This is a genomic window from Leisingera sp. CC-HEC096 (genome assembly GCF_059429235.1).
The window spans coordinates 3,507,227-3,526,223 of record NZ_JCAIJS010000001.1; the positions used below are offsets into that span (position 1 = coordinate 3,507,227).

The 18,997-nt window shown below is 63.1% G+C and carries 11 protein-coding genes; 4 read left to right on the forward strand and 7 right to left on the reverse strand.

Features of this window, described 5'->3' with window-relative positions; all coding sequences use genetic code 11:
* The first annotated feature begins 346 nt into the window (after nt 1-346).
* Entirely contained in the window at nt 347-2,821 is a 2,475-nt protein-coding gene (locus AC5STI_RS16950; protein ID WP_495447476.1) for a mechanosensitive ion channel family protein, read from the forward strand.
* A 110-nt stretch (nt 2,822-2,931) separates the two neighbouring features.
* On the opposite strand, the gene AC5STI_RS16955 is transcribed toward AC5STI_RS16950, so the two are convergent.
* The 5 genes from AC5STI_RS16955 to AC5STI_RS16975 are packed head-to-tail and all read right to left on the reverse strand — an operon-like array spanning nt 2,932 to nt 10,141.
* The gene (locus AC5STI_RS16955; protein ID WP_495447477.1) at nt 2,932-4,278 is read right to left on the reverse strand and encodes a CoA transferase; all 1,347 of its coding nucleotides are present in this window, start codon (nt 4,276-4,278) and stop codon (nt 2,932-2,934) included.
* The gene (locus AC5STI_RS16960) at nt 4,275-5,429 is read right to left on the reverse strand and encodes an ABC transporter permease (protein ID WP_495447478.1); all 1,155 of its coding nucleotides are present in this window, start codon (nt 5,427-5,429) and stop codon (nt 4,275-4,277) included. Before AC5STI_RS16960 ends, AC5STI_RS16955 begins: the two co-directional genes overlap by 4 nt.
* Nucleotides 5,426-6,454 (reverse strand): ABC transporter permease, encoded by a 1,029-nt coding sequence (locus AC5STI_RS16965; RefSeq protein WP_495447479.1) that lies wholly within the window; start codon nt 6,452-6,454, stop codon nt 5,426-5,428. The genes AC5STI_RS16960 and AC5STI_RS16965 overlap by 4 nt, the downstream gene beginning before the upstream one ends.
* Nucleotides 6,454-8,367: an ABC transporter substrate-binding protein gene (locus tag AC5STI_RS16970; protein WP_495447480.1), complete on the reverse strand. Its 1,914-nt coding sequence runs from the start codon at nt 8,365-8,367 to the stop codon at nt 6,454-6,456. Before AC5STI_RS16970 ends, AC5STI_RS16965 begins: the two co-directional genes overlap by 1 nt.
* On the reverse strand, nt 8,360-10,141 hold the full coding sequence (locus tag AC5STI_RS16975) for an ABC transporter ATP-binding protein (protein WP_495447481.1): 1,782 nt from the start codon (nt 10,139-10,141) through the stop codon (nt 8,360-8,362). Before AC5STI_RS16975 ends, AC5STI_RS16970 begins: the two co-directional genes overlap by 8 nt.
* A 405-nt stretch (nt 10,142-10,546) precedes the next feature.
* Here AC5STI_RS16975 and AC5STI_RS16980 point away from each other — a divergent pair, with 405 nt between their 5' ends.
* Nucleotides 10,547-11,212 carry a TetR/AcrR family transcriptional regulator gene (locus tag AC5STI_RS16980; RefSeq protein ID WP_495447482.1) on the forward strand — a complete coding sequence of 222 codons (666 nt, stop codon included), beginning with the start codon at nt 10,547-10,549 and terminating at the stop codon, nt 11,210-11,212.
* 31 nt (nt 11,213-11,243) lie between these two features.
* On the opposite strand, the gene AC5STI_RS16985 is transcribed toward AC5STI_RS16980, so the two are convergent.
* Nucleotides 11,244-14,666: an indolepyruvate ferredoxin oxidoreductase family protein gene (locus AC5STI_RS16985; protein WP_495447483.1), complete on the reverse strand. Its 3,423-nt coding sequence runs from the start codon at nt 14,664-14,666 to the stop codon at nt 11,244-11,246.
* A gap of 147 nt (nt 14,667-14,813) precedes the next feature.
* Between AC5STI_RS16985 and AC5STI_RS16990 the strand changes: the two genes are divergently transcribed.
* Nucleotides 14,814-15,272, forward strand: a complete 459-nt coding sequence (locus tag AC5STI_RS16990; protein ID WP_008555582.1) for an Lrp/AsnC family transcriptional regulator — start codon at nt 14,814-14,816, stop codon at nt 15,270-15,272.
* A gap of 125 nt (nt 15,273-15,397) precedes the next feature.
* Here the strand turns inward: AC5STI_RS16990 and AC5STI_RS16995 are convergent, their stop codons facing one another.
* Complete coding sequence (locus tag AC5STI_RS16995; RefSeq protein ID WP_475049764.1) at nt 15,398-15,790, reverse strand: DUF3307 domain-containing protein; 393 nt, start codon at nt 15,788-15,790, stop codon at nt 15,398-15,400.
* Between the two features lie 235 nt (nt 15,791-16,025).
* Between AC5STI_RS16995 and AC5STI_RS17000 the strand changes: the two genes are divergently transcribed.
* Nucleotides 16,026-18,983, forward strand: coding sequence for an ABC transporter transmembrane domain-containing protein (locus AC5STI_RS17000; RefSeq protein WP_495447779.1), 2,958 nt, complete (start codon nt 16,026-16,028; stop codon nt 18,981-18,983).
* Nucleotides 18,984-18,997 lie beyond the last annotated feature (14 nt).

Sequence of the window (18,997 nt, forward strand, 5' to 3'; positions counted from 1 at the left end):
GTTCCGGCGGTGCCAGAGGCACGTCGGCCAGTGCTGCCGCTCGTCCCCGGGCGCATGCTGTTGTGCTCCGCCATCGTCCGCCTCAGATTGCGCGCACCGCAACCGGATAGGGCGGGGGCGCGGTCAGTATTTGCCTTTGCAGCTGCTTGTCCTGGCAGGGTTTTGCAGGGGCCGGGCACAGCTGACCGCCCTGTGGGCGGATATCCGGTTTTGTATAGCCCGGACACCTAGCGCATGCAATCATGCGCCAGGGTTGCACAATGCACAGCAAATTGCGCGCGCGCCATTTGCGCAACGCTCTTGCGCGTGGTTAGTTTGATACAAGTTTCCAAAAGGATAGGCGGCCATGCTGCAAATGTTTTTCCGGTTCCTTCTGTGCCTGCTGCTCAGTTTCAGTCTGGCGCCTCACGCTGGCGCGCAGGAAAGTGAAACGGCGCCGGCGGATGCGCTCTCCAAAGCGATCGAACAGGCGGCTGAAAGCGGTGTCAGCGTGGTTGTGGTCGACAGCAGCGGGCAGCTGCTGAATGCGCCGCCGGCGGCAGAGCGGGACGCCGGGCATCCGGCTGCTGACGTGATGGAACAGCCTTCGGCACTGATGAAGGCGCAATCCAGGGTCGCCGCCTTCCGGGCGGAGCTGAACAGCCGGCTTGAGGCATTGCCTTACTCGATCTTTGAAATGCAATACATCCTGCGTCAGACCAGCCCCGACGGGCGCATCTTTACCTATGTCGAGGTGATGGGCTGGAGCGTGCTGTTCCTGCTGATTGGCCGCTGGCTGTCGACGGAGATTTACGGCAAGCGGTTTGCCAAACGGTTCGTGGTCGCGCGGATCCAGGACCAGCCCAAGGGCTATCAGGAAAAGATGCCCTTCCTGGTCTTCCGGTTTCTGATGGGTATTGGCGCTACGGTTTTTGCGATGGTGTTCGCGGCGCTGATTTCCTACCTGATTTTCGGAGCCTCTGGTGATCCGTCCATCGAATTCACCGTAACGGCTGTTTACACCGCCTTTTTCCTGGCGCGCACGGTGTCTGACCTGTGGCGGATGGTATTGTCGCCGTTTCTGGCCCAGTACCGGATCCCTGTGTTCTCCGACCGGGATGCAAAGCGGCTCTATATCTGGGCGTCGGTGCTGGCGACCTATGACATTTCCTCGACACTGTTTGCCACTTGGGTCGGGGACTTCGGCCTCAACTACAATGTCTATGCGCTGGTCTACGGGGTTCTGGCCCTGGTCGGGACGCTGGGCAACCTGCTGATGGTTCTGGTCAACCGCCGGGCAATTTCAAACGCCATTCGCGCAGGGCGGGCGCCCGAGGAGTGTTCCTGGCTGGTGCGTGTCCTCGCCGTGGCCTGGGCACCGGTGCTGATGGTCTACATGGCGTTCGGCTGGCTCAAGCTGGCCTTTGACCTGGTTCTGGAACAAGACATTTCGATCCCGCTGATGGCGGGCAGCTATTTCGTTCTCACCACGATCCTGGTGGTCTACGGCGCGATCAATTATGGCATTGAACGCTATTTCAGCCGTGCCCGTCTGGTGCAGGCCGAGGCGGTGGAGACGGAGGAAATTGCAGCGGAAGCCGGGGACGCGGAACCCGTCCCACCGGCTGCCGAGGCGCCTGACACGGCTGAGAGCATTCCTGAGGACGCCGGGCCGCCAGCTGCCGGGGTGATGAATGCACGAGCTGCAGACGTCCCGTTGGACGCCGAATTTCCGGAGCCGGAAGACGAAGGTGTTGAAGAGGAAATAGCGCCGCGATCTAAGCATCCGATTGCCACTTATGAGGACCTTGCCCGCAGGGTTGCAGGAATCCTCGCCTTTGTGGTCGGGGCTTATTCGCTGGTGATCGTCTGGAACCCCGACGCCAGCTGGATCGATTCCACCGCTGCCGAACGGGCGGTTGATGTCACGGTGATCCTGTTCATCGGCTATATCGTCTATCACCTGTTCCGGATCTGGATCGACAGCAAGATCGACGAGGAGGCCGGGGACGTTGTCGAGGCAGAGCTGGGCGATGAAGGCGGCGCGGGTGGCGCCAGCCGGCTGGCAACGCTGCTGCCGCTGTTCCGCGGCGCGATACTGGCGGTGGTTCTGGTGTCGATCGTGCTGATTGTTCTGCTGGAGCTGGGCATCAACGTCAGCCCGCTGTTCGCCGGTGCCGGTGTGGTTGGCCTGGCGGTGGGTTTCGGCTCGCAGGCGCTGGTCAGGGATATCTTTTCCGGCGCCTTTTTCCTGATCGACGATGCCTTCCGGAAAGGTGAATATATTGACATAGGCGATGTGAAGGGAACGGTGGAAAAAATCTCGGTCCGCTCCTTCCAGTTGCGCCATCACCTTGGTGCGCTGCACACCATTCCCTTTGGCGAGATCAAGGTTCTGACCAATTATTCCCGCGACTGGGTGATGATGAAGCTGCCGCTGCGCGTGACCTACGACACCGATGTGGAAAAGGTCCGCAAGCTGATCAAGAAACTCGGCCAGAGCCTGATGGATGACCCGGTTGTCGGCCATACGTTCATTCAGCCGCTGAAGTCCCAGGGCGTGATCGAGATGCAGGACTCGGCAATGATCATCCGGGTGAAATTCATGACCAAGCCGGGAGATCAGTGGATCGTCCGCAAGCGGGTGTATCAGGAAATCCGCGAGCTGTTTGCGCGCGAGGGCATCAAGTTCGCGCACCGCGAGGTCACCGTCCGGCTGGCACCCGACCAGGAGGAGGAAATGACGCCCAAGCAAAAGGAGGCCGCGGTAGGCGCGGTGCAGGCGGCGATCGACGAAGATATGCTGGATGAAATGGGCGGACCCGGCGGCGACGACCGCTGAGGCCGCGGCCGGGGCTCTCCCGCCCCCGCGCCGGACCGCTGGCGCGCTCCGCTTGGGGTTGGGCGTGGGGCCGCGCTGCCGCGCGGCGCAGCGCGCGCCGTTGCATCCGGTTATTCGGGCCAGCAGGCCGCATCGCTGCCGCACCGGGCAGCGGGCAGGGTCCAGCGGATAGGGGCCGCGCCAACCCGGAGCGGCGGTTCCAGACGGCGGCCAGGCCCCCAGCCGCTGCGCTCGGTCTCCGTGGAATAATCACTGTCCGCCGGGGCGGTCAGGTCCGGGCCTTCAGCAGATTTTGGCAGTCCGGCAAGCAGCTCAGCCGTGCGCGCGAGAGAAAGATGCGCTGTGGGAACCTCCGCTCCACGGGCCGCAGCGGTGAGTGCTGAAAGCACCGAGGCAGCCATCAGATAGCCGGTGGCGTGGTCCAGTGCTTGTACCGGTAGCGGAGTTGGCCTGTCCGACTTGGCCCAGGCGCGGCCGGCATCGGCAATCCCCGCACTCATCTGCACCAGGCTGTCGAAGCCGCGACGGGCCGCCCAAGGGCCGGTCCAGCCGTAGGCGTCCAGCGTTACCTCCACCGCGCCCGGCGCAATCTCGCGGCGGGTGTCCGCACCGTAGCCTAGCCCGTCCAGCGCGCCGGGGCGGTAACCGTGCACAAGCACGTCCGCATTCGCCAGCAAGGTCTCGAAGACCAGCCGGTCTTCGCCCTTGGTTAGGTCCAGCGCGGCCATGCGCTTGCCTAGGGAAATGTCGGTGATCACCCCTGGCTCATCCCAGCCGGGCGGGTCGATGCGCAGCACACCGGCGCCGAATCCGGCCAGCGTCCGGGTCGAGACCGGCCCGGCAAGAACCCGCGTGAGGTCGAGCACATGCAGCCCCGCCAGCGGGCGCGTGGCCGTTGCCTGCGGCCTGTCCCGCAAGCGGACGGCGCGGGGGGAGGTCCAATGGACCAGCGGCTCCGCCGCGACGGCGCGGCCTTGCGGATGCGCCAGCCAGTCCGCGCGGCCACGCATGGCCGCAGCCACACCGCCTTCGGCCACGATTTCATTCTCCAGCCTGTCCGCCTGCCAAGCGCGCACCGCGGCGGCGACGGCGCTGCGCTCGCCTGCGCAACCCAGCACCCGCAGCGCGGCCTGGCGGTGGTGCGGCAGGTTGGTGTGCAGGCGGATCCAGCCGTCCTGCGCTTCATACACGCCCGCGATGGTATCCCAGAGGCTGGGGAGCTCCCAGCCTTCGGGGCGGAAACTGTAGCTGAACCAAAGCGAGGCCAGCCGCTGATCGACGGTGACCTCAGGCGCCGAGGGCGCGAGGTTCAGCGCTTCGATCAGCTGCGCAAGCTCCAGGCCCACGGCGGCAATCGAGGCATTGGCCAGCTCCGTTACAGCAAAGGCGCTGCGCCATTGGCCTGTGCCGGTGAGGCGGTAGGCGCCCGCAGCAGGCAGGGCGGCAAGCAGCGTCATTGCTGATAGGGATCCAGACTGTCGCGCAGACCGTCGCCGAGGAAGTTGAAGGCGAGCACGACAATGACAATCGGCAGCATTGGAACGGCCAGCCAGGGATAGATTTCCACCGCTGTGAGGTTCTGCGCGTCATTCAGCATTACCCCCCAGCTGACCGCAGGCGCGCGCAGGCCCAGGCCAAGGAATGAGAGCGCGGTTTCGCCCAGGATCATCGCCGGGATAGACAGGGTGGCCGAGGCAATCAGGTGCGACATGAAGTTCGGCAGCAGGTGCTTGCGGATCACCCGCCCGGACGAGGCGCCCATCATCTCGGCTGCGCGGACGTATTCCTCTTCCCGCAGGGACAGGAACTTGGAGCGCACCGACCGGGCCAGCCCGGGCCAGTCGAGAATGCCGAGGATGATCGAAATGATGAAGAACACCGCAACCGGCGACCAGTTCGATGGCACCGCGGCAGACAGCGCCAGCCACAGGGGCAGCTCCGGCAGTGACCGCAGAATCTCGATCACCCGGTTCACCATCCAGTCGATCCGGCCGCCGAAATAGCCGGCAACGCTGCCGAAGAAGATGCCGAGCACAAAGGAGACCGTGATCCCGATCAGGCCAACCGTCAGAGACAGCTGCGCCCCGTAGGAGACGCGGCTGAAGATGTCGCGGCCCAGGCGGTCGGACCCCAGGATGAAGATCGTCGCGTCCTCGCTTGCACAGAACAGGTGCCTGTTGCTTTCGATGAAACCAGCCAGGTTATAGGTGCTGCCTTCGCAGAAGAACGACAGCTTGAGCGGGCGCGAGGTATCCGGCTTGAACTCCCATTGAAAGGTTTCAAGGTTCGCCTCGGATGTCATTGGATAAACGAACGGTCCGACGAATTCACCCTCGTGAAACAGCTTGATGGATTGCGGCGGCGAATAAAGATGCTCTGAAAACCGCTGATTGGGGCCGTAAGGCGCAATGAAGCCGGCAAACGGAATCAGGCCGTAGGCTATCAGCAGGAAGATGCCTGAGATCAGTCCCAGCCTGTGTGTCTTGAACTTGCGCCAGACCAGCAGCCAATTGGGGGCGTCCAGATCCTTGCGTTCCAGCTCCAGCAAAGAGGCCTGCGGGTCGAAGGGTTCGTCGTCGACGTAACGTCCATCAGGCAGCTGGGTCATGCGTCGCGCCCCTCGTAGCGGATTCTGGGATCAAGCAGCACCAACAGCACATCGGAGATCATGGTGCCGATCAGGGTGAGCAGGGCGACGAACATCAGCACGAAGCCCGAGAGGAACATGTCCTGGGTCTTGAGCGCGGTCAGCAGGGTCGGGCCGATTGTTTGCAGCCCCAGCACCACCGACACCAGCACCGAGCCGGAAATCATCGCGGGCAGCAGGTTGCCGATATCGGCGACAAAGGGGTTGAAGGCGACCCGCAGCGGGTATTTCGTCAGCATGCGGGAGGGCGCCATGCCCTTGGCGATGGCGGTTTCCACATATGGCTTGCCCAGTTCATCCAGCATGTTGGCGCGCAGCCGCTGCATCATTGCGGAGGCGCCGGCGGTGCCGATCACGAAGGTTGGCACGATCAGGTGGACAAGGATGGACTTCACCTTCTCCCAGTTCATCGGCGCGCCTTCGAATTCAGGCGCCATCAGTCCGCCGATCGGCAGGTCGAACCAGCGGTGGCCGTAGTAGAAAAGGATCAGCGCCAGCAGGAAGTTCGGCGTCGCCAGCCCTAGGTAGCCGACAAAAGCGGTGGTGTAGTCGACCCAGGTACGGGCGCGGGCGGCGGCCAGAACCCCCAGCGGCAGCGCCACGGCGTAGACAAACACCACCGCAGCCAGGTTCACCAGGACGGTAAGCCACAGGCTGTCGCCGACGATATCGGCCACTGGACTGTCGAACTCGAAGGACCAGCCGAAATTACCCTGGATCATGCCGGAAAACCCGTGCGGCCCGGGCATGAAGCCCATCCAGATCATGTATTGCTGCCACAACGGCTTATCGAGCGCATATTCCTTGCGCAGGAACTCCGCCTTGGCGACACCCGCGGACTGGCCGGTGGCTTGCAGCTCTGCGATCTGGTTCGACAGATAGTCGCCGGGCGGCAGGTTGATGATGGCAAAGATCAGCACCGACACCACCAGCAGCGTGAGCAGCATGGTGCCAAAGCGGTAAATGGCGTATCGCAGGATTTCCATCAGCCCTCGCCATCCACGAAAAAGAACTCATCCGGATGGTAGACCCCGAAATGCGCCCCCGGATCCCAGGCCCAGATCGCCTTTTCCGGCACATTGCGCAGGCGGTTGCTGACCACTACGGGTTGCGGGGCGGCGGCCACCACGCCGATGGCGTAGACCTGGTCCGCGTGAATCTTCAGCATCTCGCGCCAGGCTGCTGCGCGTTCCTGCTCGGTGGTGGCCATATTCCAGTCCTGCAGCAGTACCATCAGCCGCTGGGCAGGGGCCATGTCCGGCGGCTCACCTGCGTCGCCGCCGGTCTGGTAGTACTGGCCCCACTTCGGCCAGGACAGGAACACCTGATCGGTAGGTGCCAGATAGGCGGGCGAGGTATAGGCCTGCGGCAGCCCGTTGTCCCAGCCGAACCAAGCGGAGGACATAGTTGTACCGGAAAACACCCGGTTGCGCAGGATGTCGCGGTCCAGCGGCCGCATCACCAGTTTCACACCGACATCGCGCCAGTCGTCGGTGATGATCTGCAGCGCGTTCTCCACCTCTTCACGCTCGCCCGCGGTTTCCACCACCAGCTCCATCCTCCGCCCGTCAGGCAGGTAACGAATGCCGTAGCCGTCCTTGACGGTGAGGCCCGCCTCGTCCAGCAGCTGGTTGGCCAGTTCCGGGTCGAAGTCCGCCCAGGCTTCGCGCAGGGCGGGATCGAAGAATTCGCTCTGCTCCAGTACGGTCATGGCGCCAGGTTTGGCCAAATTGAAATAGAGCGCCCGGTTGATCGCGCGCCGGTTGATGGCCAGCGACAGCGCCCGGCGAACACGCACATCGCGCAGGATTTCGCGCCAGACCGGGTCATTCACGTTGAGATTCGGATAGATGGCAATCTGCGACGCAGCGCCCGAGCCCCAAAGATAGGTCTTGTAGTTGCGGCCGTCCTTCTCGCCCTTGCGCAGGATCGGAATGTCGCGGAAGCCGAGGCCGCGGGCCTGAAGGTCGGTCTCGCCCGCATTCGACTTGGCCGCCACCAGCCCGGCAGTGACGATCTCCATTTCCACAGTGTCGATATAGGGCAGCTGCACACCGCGGCTGTCGATCCGGTGATAGTAGGGGTTGCGCACGAACTGGTGGCGGATCTTCTTGCCGGGCGAAGCGTTGATCCAGGGCTGCAATGTCGGAAGCTCGTGGTTATCGAACTTGTACATATTGTCGTATTTGTTGTGTAGCGCCGCCCAGCTTTTGACGCGGGCATAATCGACTTCCTCCGCCAGAACCTCCGGGTCGGCATAATCGGCATGGAATTGCTTCAGGTAGTTTGCCGGCCGGTAGATGAAGGGCGGGCGGGCCTGCGCTAGCAGGTGCAGGAAGCCCGGATTAGGCGCGTCCCACTCGTAAATGACGGTGCTCTCGTCCGGAAAGCTCACCCGAGGCAGATTGCCCAGCACCCGCATGAAATCTGGCGGCCCGGCCGGGCTCAGCAATTCGTTGTTTGCGACGTCTTCCCACCAGTACCGGAAATCGGCCGAGGTAAAAGGTTCGCCGCTGGACCAGCGGTGCCCGGGGCGCAGTTTCAGAGTGAAACGGCGGTTGTTCTCATTCTCGAAGCTCAGCAGGATGTCCGGCTGCAGCTGGTAATTCTCGTCATACCCGGCCAGCCGCGCGTAGCCGTAGACTACCATCTGGCGGATGTCCTTGGAGCGGGTGACCATGGTGTTCAGGGTGCCGCCCTGCACGCCGAATTCACGGCCCTTGGCCGCCAGGTCCACAACAAGCGGCACCTCGGGGATGCGTTTGGCGGCAGGCGGCATGTAACCGGCTTTGACTTCCGAACTCCAGAAGGCGCTCTCCTGCACCTCGGGGCCGGCCAGTGCGCTGAGCGGTGCCAGGCAGAGAGCAGCGGCGAGGAGGGGTTTCAGGGCATCAAACATGGCAGCGTACCTTGTGGCCGTGTTCCAGGTGGAGCATGTTCACCAGCGGCGGCGCTTCGGCGCCGTCGAAGCGGAACTCCTCTGGCCAGCATTCCGGTGCTCCCGCGCCCTGGGCCACCAGTTTCAGGTCGATAGGCCGGTCGATATCAGGCTCCGGCTGGGCGGCGATCAGCGCCTTGGTGTAAGGGTGCTGGGGATTGTAGAACAGGGTTTCAGGCGGCGCCTGCTCAACGATCAGTCCCCGCCGCATCACAGCGACTTCATCTGCAATCCGGGCGACCACCGCCAGGTCATGGCTGATGAACAGGTAAGACAGTTTTTGCCGCTCCCGGATCTCTTCCAGCAGCCGAAGGATCTGTTCCTGCACCGAGACATCCAGCGCCGAGGTCGGCTCGTCGCAGACGATCAGCGCCGGGTCCAGCATCAGCGCGCGGGCGATGGACAGGCGCTGGCGCTGGCCGCCGGAAAATGCGTGCGGGTAACGCTTCAGCATGTCCGGCGACAGGCCGACCAGGCGCAGCATTTCCGCCGCCTTGTCGCGGCGCTCAGCGCGGCTGCCGATGCGGTGGATGTCCAGCGGCTCCACCAGCGTGTCCTGGATGCGCATGCGCGGCGACAGCGAGGAATAGGGATCCTGAAACACCATCTGCGCCTGCCGCTGAAAGGCAGTTCGCGCTGCGCGGTCCATGTTGTGAACGGTCACCGGCGGTTCTCCGGGCGCCGGGCGGAACAGAACTTCGCCGCCCGGATCGGGCAGTTCCGCCCCTAGCGCGATCCGCGCCGCGGTGGTCTTGCCGGAGCCGCTTTCACCAACGATTGCCAGTGTTTCGCCGCGGCTCACCCGCAGATCGATTTCGCGGCAGGCATGGATCAGAGTTGGCGCCTGCCAGCCCTTACCAGCCCTGAGCGTGTAGGTCTTGGAGACCGATCTCATCTCCATTATCAAGTCTTCGCGCGAGGGCGGGATGGCAACAACGGCTTCGTCCGGGATGCCAGGTGCGGCTTTGAACAACGCCTGTGTGTAGGGATGGGCCGGCGCGCGCAGCATCGGCTCGGCGCCGCCGGATTCCATTACCCGGCCCTTGTGCATCACCACCACTTGCTCGGCCATGTTGGCGACCACGCCCAAGTCATGTGTCACCAGGATCATCGCCATGCCGGTTTCGCGCTGCAGATCCTTCATCAGCCCCAGCACCTGCGCCTGGGTGGTCACATCCAGCGCAGTTGTCGGTTCGTCGGCGATCAGAAGCTGCGGTTTTGCCACCATCGCCATCGCGATCATCGCCCGCTGGCGCATGCCCCCGGACAGTTCAAACGGATAGGAGCGGTAGGTCCGTTCGGGTTCCGGGAAGCCGACCCGTTCAAAGCACTCCAGCACAATTTCGCGGGCTTCGCGCTCGCTTTTGCGGCCATGCAGCCACAGAACCTCGGACACCTGATTGCCGATCCGGTGCAAAGGGGACAGGGATCGCATGGGCTCCTGAAAGATCATTGACACAGTGTTGCCGCGCACGTCGCGCATCCGGCGTTCTTCCAGCGTGGCCAAATCCAGCTGGTCCTTTCCGGTATCCAGCATGATACGCCCGGAGCGCAGCTGCGCCACTTTCGGCAGGATGCGCAGAACCGCACGGCAGGAGATCGTCTTGCCCGAACCGCTTTCCCCGACCAGGGCCAGCGTTTCGCCTGGCCTGACAGCAAAGCTCACGTCCTTGACGACGGAATCGTCCTTGTTGAAGCCGATGCTGAGGTTTTCGACGGATAGCAGCGGGCGCATTCAAATGTGTCCGCCCGGCTGTTTCAAGGCGTGCATGAGATCGTGTGTTCCCCTGTTTTTTGGCCTCACCTTCGCGCGCCGGGGGCTGTTTAGTCAAACCCCATTTGGCCAGAGGCCCGCGATGAAAGGGAAATTTTACCGGCAATGGCACAGCACAGCCTGGTGCCGCGGGGGCTATCCGCCCAAATTTGTACCGGTTTCGTGACAGTTCCGCGTACTGGAAGCCGGGCGAAAACGTTTGTCTGCCAGCACCTTCAGGTGCGATACGGGCCGGAAGTGCAGGGCCTGTGGCCTGCAAGCCACTTGGCCTCCGCATCTGTCGCCGGCTTGTGGCATTGCCATGTTGGCGCTCGCAGCCCGCCCGGCCTAAGATGATCAGGATGCGAATGATCCAAAGGGCCGCACATGGCGCAGAAACCTGTTCTTCACCGCGACGATCCCAAGGCGGAGCCGCTGATCGGCAATATCAAAGTCACCCGCAATGACTGGCTGAATGTGGCGATGGATGTGCTGATCTCGGACGGGGTGGAGCAGGTCAAGGTGCTGGCGCTGGCAGAGCGGATGCAGGTCTCCCGGTCATCGTTTTACTGGTACTTCAAGTCGCGCCAGGACCTGCTGGATGCGCTGCTCAAGACATGGGAGCAGACCAACACCGCGGGTATGGTGCGTCAGGCAGAAGCGCCGGCCAAGACCATCACCGGGGCGGTGCTGAACGTTTTCCACTGCATCACCAACCCCACTCTGTTCAACACGGCGCTGGATTTCGCCGTACGTGACTGGTCGCGCCGCTCCGGCAAGGTGCGCAGCCTGCTGGACCGCTCGGACCGCCGCCGCGTCGAAGCCTTGACCAGCATGTTCGAGCGCTACGGCTACCCGGAGCGAGAGGCGGTGACCCGCGCCAAGGTGCTTTATTATATGCAGCTTGGCTATGACATGGCTGATCCCAACGAAAGCCACGCTCACCGGCTGGAGGTGACGCCGGAATACCTCAAGGTGTTCACCGGGCGCGAACCGCTGCCGGAGGAAATGGAGGCTTTTACCGAGTTCACCCGCCAGCACTGGGACGTGTAACGCGCCGGCCCGGACGGGCCGGCGGCGAAGGTTACAGGCTGCTGAGCGTTTCCTCGGACTGTGCGCGGACGTCTTTGGCGGCCTGCAGGCGGACCGGGCCGTAACCGCGGATCTCCATCGGTGCTTTCAGCAGTTTCAGGCTGGCTTCGCGCTTGTCGGCGCCGTAGCGGCGCGCGACGGTGTCCAGAACCCCTTCATACCACGCCAGCAGATCACGGTGCAGCCGGGCCTCTTCGTGATAGCCGAAGATGTTGAAGGCCGAGCCGCGCAGCGCCTTGCCCTTGGCCAAGAGGTTCATCGCCGGGCGCAGCCAGGTGCCAAAGGCCCGTTTCACCGGACGCCCCCGCGCATCCCGCTTCCAGTTCATCAGCGGCGGGGCAAGGTGGTATTTGACAGAGAAATCGCCCTCGAACTCCTCCTCCAGCTGATGCCGGAATCCGTCGCTGGTCAGCAGCCGGGCGACCTCATACTCGTCCTTATAAGCCATCAGTTTGAACAGCGACCGGGCGGCGGCGGCGGTCAGCTCTTCCTGCGCGTCGCGGGGTAGGGCGTCGCGGAACCGGTTCAGGGCCGCGGTATAGCGGCTGGCATAGGCCATGTTCTGATAGCCGGTGAGGAAGGTGGCGCGGCGTTCGATCAGCTCGTCCAGCGTCTCCTCTTTCTCTGGAGTCTCCTCGTAGTGGCTGGCAATCAGGTCCGGGTCCACGGCCATTGCACGGCCGATTGCGAACGCGAGGCGGTTTTTGTCGATCGCAACGCCATTCAGCTCAATCGCCTGATCCAGCGCCCCGGCGCTGACCGGCACCAGCCCCTTTTGCCAGGCAAAGCCCAGCATCATGACGTTGGCCAGCACCGCATCGCCGAGCATCTTCTCCGCCGCCTCGTTGGCATTGAAGCCAGAAAGGTTTTGCGGGCCGACAGCCTCGGCGATGGTCTTCTCGCGAACGCCTGCCATCAGGTCGGCATCGCGGCGCAGTACCAGGTCGCCGGTGGGCATCTCTGCCCGGTTGAGCACCACCTTGGTGCCGGCCCGGTAATGAACCGAAGCCTTCGGCGCCGAGCTGACCACCACATCGCAGCCGATCACAGCATCCGCGCCGGCCTGATCAATCCGCACTTGGTTCAAGGTCTCCGGAGCGGCGGACAGGCGGATGTAGCTCAGCACCGTGCCGAACTTTTGGGCAAAGCCGGTGAAATCCAGCACGCTCGCACCCTTGCCCTCCAAATGCGCCGCCATGGTGATCAGCGCGCCCACGGTTACAACTCCGGTGCCGCCAACCCCGGTGACCAGCAGGTCGAACGGTTCCGCAAGCGACGGCAGTTCGGGCGCGGGCAGCTTCGCCGTCAGCGCGGCCGTATCCAGCCCGGCGATCTTCTTTTTGCGACGGGTTGCGCCCTCCACAGTAACGAAGGAAGGGCAGAAGCCGTTCAGGCAGGAAAAGTCCTTGTTGCAGGTCGACAAATTTATCTTGCGCTTGCGGCCAAAGGGCGTCTCCTTCGGCTCAACGCTCAGGCAGTTGGATTCCACCGAGCAATCGCCGCAACCCTCGCAGACCAGATCGTTGATGAAGGCAAAGCGTTTCGGGTCCTCCATCTTGCCGCGCTTGCGGCGGCGGCGCTTCTCGGTGGCGCAGGTCTGTTCGTAGATCAGCACGGTGACGCCGGGGATCCCGCGCAGTTCCCGCTGAACGGTGTCGAGCGCGCTGCGGTCGTGGAAGGTCGTGCCGGCCGGGAAGTCGCCACGGCTGAACTTTCCGATATTGTCCGACACCAGGGCAATCCGCTCCACTCCTTCGGCGCGGCAGGTCTGGGCGATGCCATGCACCGACACGGGCCCGTCCACGGGCTGGCCGCCAGTCATCGCCACCGCGTCATTGTAAAGGATCTTGTAGGTGATGTTGGTGCCGGCCGCGACCGCTTGACGGATCGCGAGGCTGCCGGAGTGGTACCAGGTGCCCTCGCCCAGGTTCTGGAACACATGCTTGTTGCCATTGAACTGCGACGCCACGGTCCAGGGCACGCCTTCACCGCCCATCTGCGCATAGCCCGCGGTCTCCCGGTCCATCCAGCTGGCCATAACGTGGCAGCCGATGCCGGAAAACGCCTTGGACCCCTCGGGCAGCTTGGTCGAGGTATTGTGCGGGCAGCCGGAGCAGAAATAGGGGGTGCGGGTAGCACCGGGCACGTTCAGCACCTTCGGCGGCTCCGCAGTCAGCGCCGCCGCCTTGGCTGGCAGGTTTTCCTCCGGGAAGAACTTGTCCAGCCGCGCCGCGACGATGGGCGCCAGCAGAAGCGGGCTCAGCTCGCCGGTCCAGGGGATCAGCGGGTTGCCTTCGCTGTCGTATTTGCCGACCATCTTTTCCGGCTTGTTGCCGGGCCAGTCATAAAAGTTTTCCTTGAACTGGCTCTCGATGATGCCGCGTTTCTCTTCGACAACCAAGACTTCCTGCTTGCCCTTCACGAACTTCAGCGCATCGGTCCGGTCCAATGGCCAGACCATGCCAACCTTGTAGATGTCGATTTTCAGGCGGCGGCAGGCGGCCTCATCGAGCCCAAGAAGCCGCAGCGCTTCCATCAGGTCCAGATGCCCCTTGCCGGTGGAGACAAAGCCGAAGCGCGCGTCCTTGATGTCATAGATCCGCTTGTCGATCGGGTTTGCCTCGGCAAAGGCCCGTACGGCGTCCAGCTTGGCGTGAATGCGGGTCTCGATTTCAGGCGAGGGCAGGTCGGCGCGGCGGATATGCAGCCCGCCGGGGTAGTCCGGCAGCTCAGGGTAGAAGAACTCGCGGTCCGGCCGCAGCTCGACCGAGCGCGCGCTTTCCACTGTTTCCGACACTGCCTTGAAGCCGACCCAGGTGCCAGAGTACCGGGACAGGGCAAACCCGTATTCGCCAAAGGTCAGGTATTCCGAAACATCTGCCGGGTTCAGCACCGGCATGAACCAGGACATGAAGGCCACATCGGACTGATGCGGCATCGACGAGCTGACACAGCCGTGGTCGTCGCCGGCCACGACCAGCACACCGCCCTTGGGCGACGACCCGTAAGCATTCCCGTGCTTCAGCGCGTCGCCGGAACGGTCAACGCCCGGCCCCTTGCCGTACCACATGGAGAACACTCCCTCGACCTCGCAGTGCGGATCGAGCACCGCCTGCTGCGCCCCCAGAACTGCGGTGGCACCCAGGTCCTCGTTCACGGCGGGCATGAACTTGATCCGGTTCTCCTGCATTCGCGTCTTGGCGCGCCAGAATTCCAGATCCACCCCGCCCAGCGGCGATCCGCGGTAACCCGACACAAAGCCGGCGGTGTTCAGTCCCGCTTCGCGGTCGCGGCGGGCCTGATCCAGCATTACCCGGGCCAGCGCCTGGGTGCCGGTCAGGAACACCCGGCCCTCGGTCATGTCATATCGGTCGTCCAGCTTGTAGCTGCGGAAATCGTGGCTCAGCTTGGTCATCGCAGGGGGAGTCCTTGCACGGATTCTATGGATCGCGGAAAGATAATCCCCTCAGGCTGGAAAGAATTGCCAGACTTGCTGGTTTTGCGCAGATTTATGGGTATATTGACCTATAGTGGGCATAGTCACGGAAAATCTCACCGGAAAATGAAGCTTGATCGACGCGACCGCCGCATCCTGACCCTGCTGCAGGAGGATTCCCGCATTTCCAATGCCGACCTGGCAGAGGCTGTGGGCATGTCGCCGTCTGCCCTCTGGCGCCGGGTCCGGGCTCTGGAAGAGGCAGGCATTATCGAGCGCTACGGCGCGGTGGTGAATGCGCCTGCCATGGGGCTGGGCTTCCAGGCCATCGTGCATGTGCATCTGACCCGGCACGATCCCGACAAGCTGGTGGAATTCATCCGCGCGGTGGAAACCAGCCCGCTGGTTCAGGAATGCTACGCCACCACCGGCCAGGCGGACTACCATCTGCGGGTGCTGGCCCCGGATCTGGACGCCTACAACCGGTTTCTCGAGGATTTCCTGTTCCGCCTGCCAGCGGTTGCCAGCGCCCAGACCAACGTGGTGCTGCGCACCATCAAACGGGACAAGCCCGTCGTGCCCTGAACACCACCCCAGCCGGGGCGGGACCGGCGTATCTGGAACAAAAACTGAAACCGCGAGTTGGGCCTTTCACTTTTCCGGAAAATACTCCGGGGGTCTGGGGGCCGGCACCCAGCCGCCGGCCGCACTCACATCGCGGCGTATTTCACCCAGGCCCAGGCCATCGCAATATAGGTCAGCTGATGCAGCGCCTGGTCCGAGCCCATCGCCTGCCAGAACATCGCCTGCTGCGGGTTCAGCTTGCGCCGCTCGGAGAACCGGGCCTTGCCGAAGTCGATGTGGAAGTGCACCACCCATTCCAGCACTCCCAGCACCAGAATGAACATCACCGGCGCACCGGACAGTAAGAAGACGATGGCCGAGCCGATCACATGAACCCCGGCATGCTGGGCGCGCCCCATGTGCACATAGGCGCAGCGGCCGGACAGCATCTTCGGCGTTTGCAGAAAGAAGTCGGCAAACAGGTGTTTGACCTGCAAAGCGCAGAGCAGCAGCAGAACAGATCCGACATAATCCGGCAAACCGAATGACCTCCAGCATGTGTACCTCGCTGGAACCTTACGGATTTTTTGCCGCCTGGCAAATGCCGCGCCCGCAAGGTGCCGCAACGGGACGAAGCGGGTTTCTGCCCATTGCCTGTCCCCGGTAAACCGCGCTACCCATAAGACAGCCTAATTCCGAAGCCGCCATTGATGGAGCTTTCCCATCGAACGCTCTCTGTTCCGTTTCATCTGGAAATACTCGAAACGCGATCAGCTGGTGCTGCTGGTTGTCACCGCCTGCCTGTTCCCGCTGCTGTATCTGACGCTGGAGCTGCCCAAGCGGATCATCAACGATGCGATCGGCTCGGAAACCTCCACCGTCAACGTGCTGGGTTATAGTTTCGACCAGCTGACCTTCCTGTGGATCCTTTGCGGCGCGTTCCTGGTGTCGGTGCTCTGCCACGGGCTGCTGAAGATGCGGATCAATACCATGAAGGGGGTGCTGGCCGAGCGTATGCTGCGCCGCTTCCGCTACCAGCTGATCGCCCGGGTGCTGCGTTTTCCGCAGCCTTACTTCGAACGCGTCAGCCAGGGTGAACTGGTGTCGATGGTGACCTCAGAGTCGGAGCCGATGGGCGGGCTGATGGGCGATGCGGTCAGCCAGCCGGTTCTGCAAGCGGGCCAGATGCTGACCATTCTATTTTTCCTGTTCCTGCAGAACTTCTGGTTCGGGATGGCGGCCATCGCGTTGATCCCGCTGCAGGGCTGGCTGATCCCGATGCTTCAGCGGCAGATCAATCAGCTCAACAAAAAGCGGATCAAGCAGGTCCGTGCTCTTGCGACCGAAATCGGGGAAAGCGCCGCGGGTGCTGCGACGCTCAGGATCAACGGCGGCTGGCGCTACCGGATGGCAGTGATCACCGACCGGCTGGGGCGGCTGTACGACATCCGTTTCCAGATCTACCAGAAGAAATTCTTCATGAAGTTTCTCAACAACTTCATAACTCAGCTGACGCCCTTCTTCTTCTACGCGGTCGGCGGTTACCTGGTGCTGCAAGGCAAGGTGTCGCTGGGGGCGCTTGTGGCAGCGCTAGCGGCCTACAAGGACCTCGCCGCGCCCTGGAAGGAGCTGCTGGCCTATTACAACCAGACCCAGGATATGAGCCTGCGCTGGGACGTGGTCCTGGAACGCTTTGCGCCTCAGGGCATGGTTGGCGAAAAGCTGATGACCGGGGAGCCGGAAGAACTGGCGCATCTCAACGGGGATATCGTGCTGGACTCCGTCACCGTTCGGGATGCCGACGGAAACCTGGTGCTGGAAGAACTGAGCGCGGCTTTCCCGGCAGGGCAGGTGATCGGGATTGCCGCCCCCTCGGAGGAAGACAGGCGGGCCCTGGCCGAACTGCTGACCCGGGAGATTCTGCCGTCCTCCGGCACGGTGACGGTAGCAGATCAGAACCTCAGCGGTATGCATCAGGCCACGCTGGCGGCGCGGATCGGTTATGCCACCTCGCGGCCAGTGCTGTTCCAAGGGTCCTTTGGCGACAACGTGATGATGCCGATGCGGCTGCGCCCGCTGGGCGAAGGGCAGGACCTGGAGCGGCTGGAAACCGCAGTGCGTGCGGGCAACAGCCCGGATCCCTTTGATGCGGCTTGGCTGGACCCCAAACTGGCGGGGTTCTCCAGCGAGGAGGAGCTGCGGGACTGGTGGCTGAAACTGGTGGAGGGGATCGGCTCCGATACAGCCCTGTTCCGCCGCGGGATCGACCAGTACTTCGAGTCCGCGGCTCATAGAGAGCTGGCAGACCGGCTGGTTAAGCTGCGCCCGGCTGTGCGCAAGGAAATCGAGGCCGCGGGACTGGACGTCCATGTGCATTTCCTGGATGCCGGCAGCTACAACCCGGCGCTGCCGGTTGCGGAGAACCTGCTGTTTGCGGCGTCCCAGGAAACGATGACGGTCGAAACACTGCAACGGCATGCGGAGTTTCTCGGCCAGCTCAAGCAGCTTGGGTTGGATGAAGGGCTGGTGTCGCTGACCCGTGACGTGGTGGAGATGCTGCGGCAGATCTTTGGCATGGATGGCACCGGCCACCCGCTGTTCCGAAAGCTGGGGCTGGATGTCGAGGCCTATGAAGCAGCGATTGCACTGGTAGACCGGCAGGGGCCCGGCGATATTGCGGGCCTCAGCCGTGAGGAACTGGCGCAGTTGCTGATCGTGCCTTTCACCATTTCCGCAGAGCAGATCGGCCCGGCCTTTGAGGACGGGATGAAGGACCGCATCCTGAGCTTCCGAAGCAGTCACGGAGAGAGCTTGCTCAAATCGCTGGGCGCCAGCTTTGTGCCGTTCTCCGGCGACAGTTTTGCACCCACTTTGACGGTTCTTGAAAACGCGCTGTTCGGCAAGATCTCCGATGCGGCCGGCGGCAAAGCGGATGAGGTGCGCAAGCTTGTGTCGGATCTGATGGTGCGTGAAGGGCTGCGTGACCAGGTGGTGGAACTGATCTTTGACATGCCGATCGCCGTCGGCGGGCAGGGCCTGGCGGCCAGCTTTGCCGAGCCGCTGGCGTTCTGCCGGGCCACTATCAAACGGCCGGACATCCTGATCCTCGATTCTGCCATGGCGAGCTATGATCTCGAAACCCGGGTGGCGGTGCACAAGAACCTGCGCAAACTGTTGCCGGATACAACGCTGATCTACCTGGCGTCCGGTTTCCAGAACCCGGACGTGTTCGACGTCTTCTATGAACTGCGCCAGGGGCGGCTGGTCAGCGACGAAGCGCAGGCGGTGGCGGCAAGCGAGGGGGCAGCCAGCCAGGACCTGGCCCGCAAGCTGCGGGCGCTGGAACAGACAGAGCTGTTCTCCGGCCTGAACCGCCGCCAGCTGCGCCTGCTGGCCTTTGGTGCGCGCTGGTATGAGGCCAAGGACGGCGAGGTGGTCTTTCTCAAGGATGATGTGGCCTCGGACGGCGCATACATGATCCTCGAAGGCGAAGCGGGTCTTTATCTGCCGCAAGAGGGTGAGAAGGACCGGCTGATTGCCAAGGTCGGCCCGGGACGGCTGGTCGGGGAGTTGGGCCTGATCCGCCAGGAGCCGCGGGCGCTGAGTATGATTGCGGAGAGCGACCTGCGCTGCCTGCGCATCGGCGAAGAGGAATTCCTAGCGGTTGTTGAAAACGATGCCTCGACCGCCTTCAAGCTGCTGCAGGTGGTGGCGGGCTACGTCTCCAACTGAATCGGAACAATCAG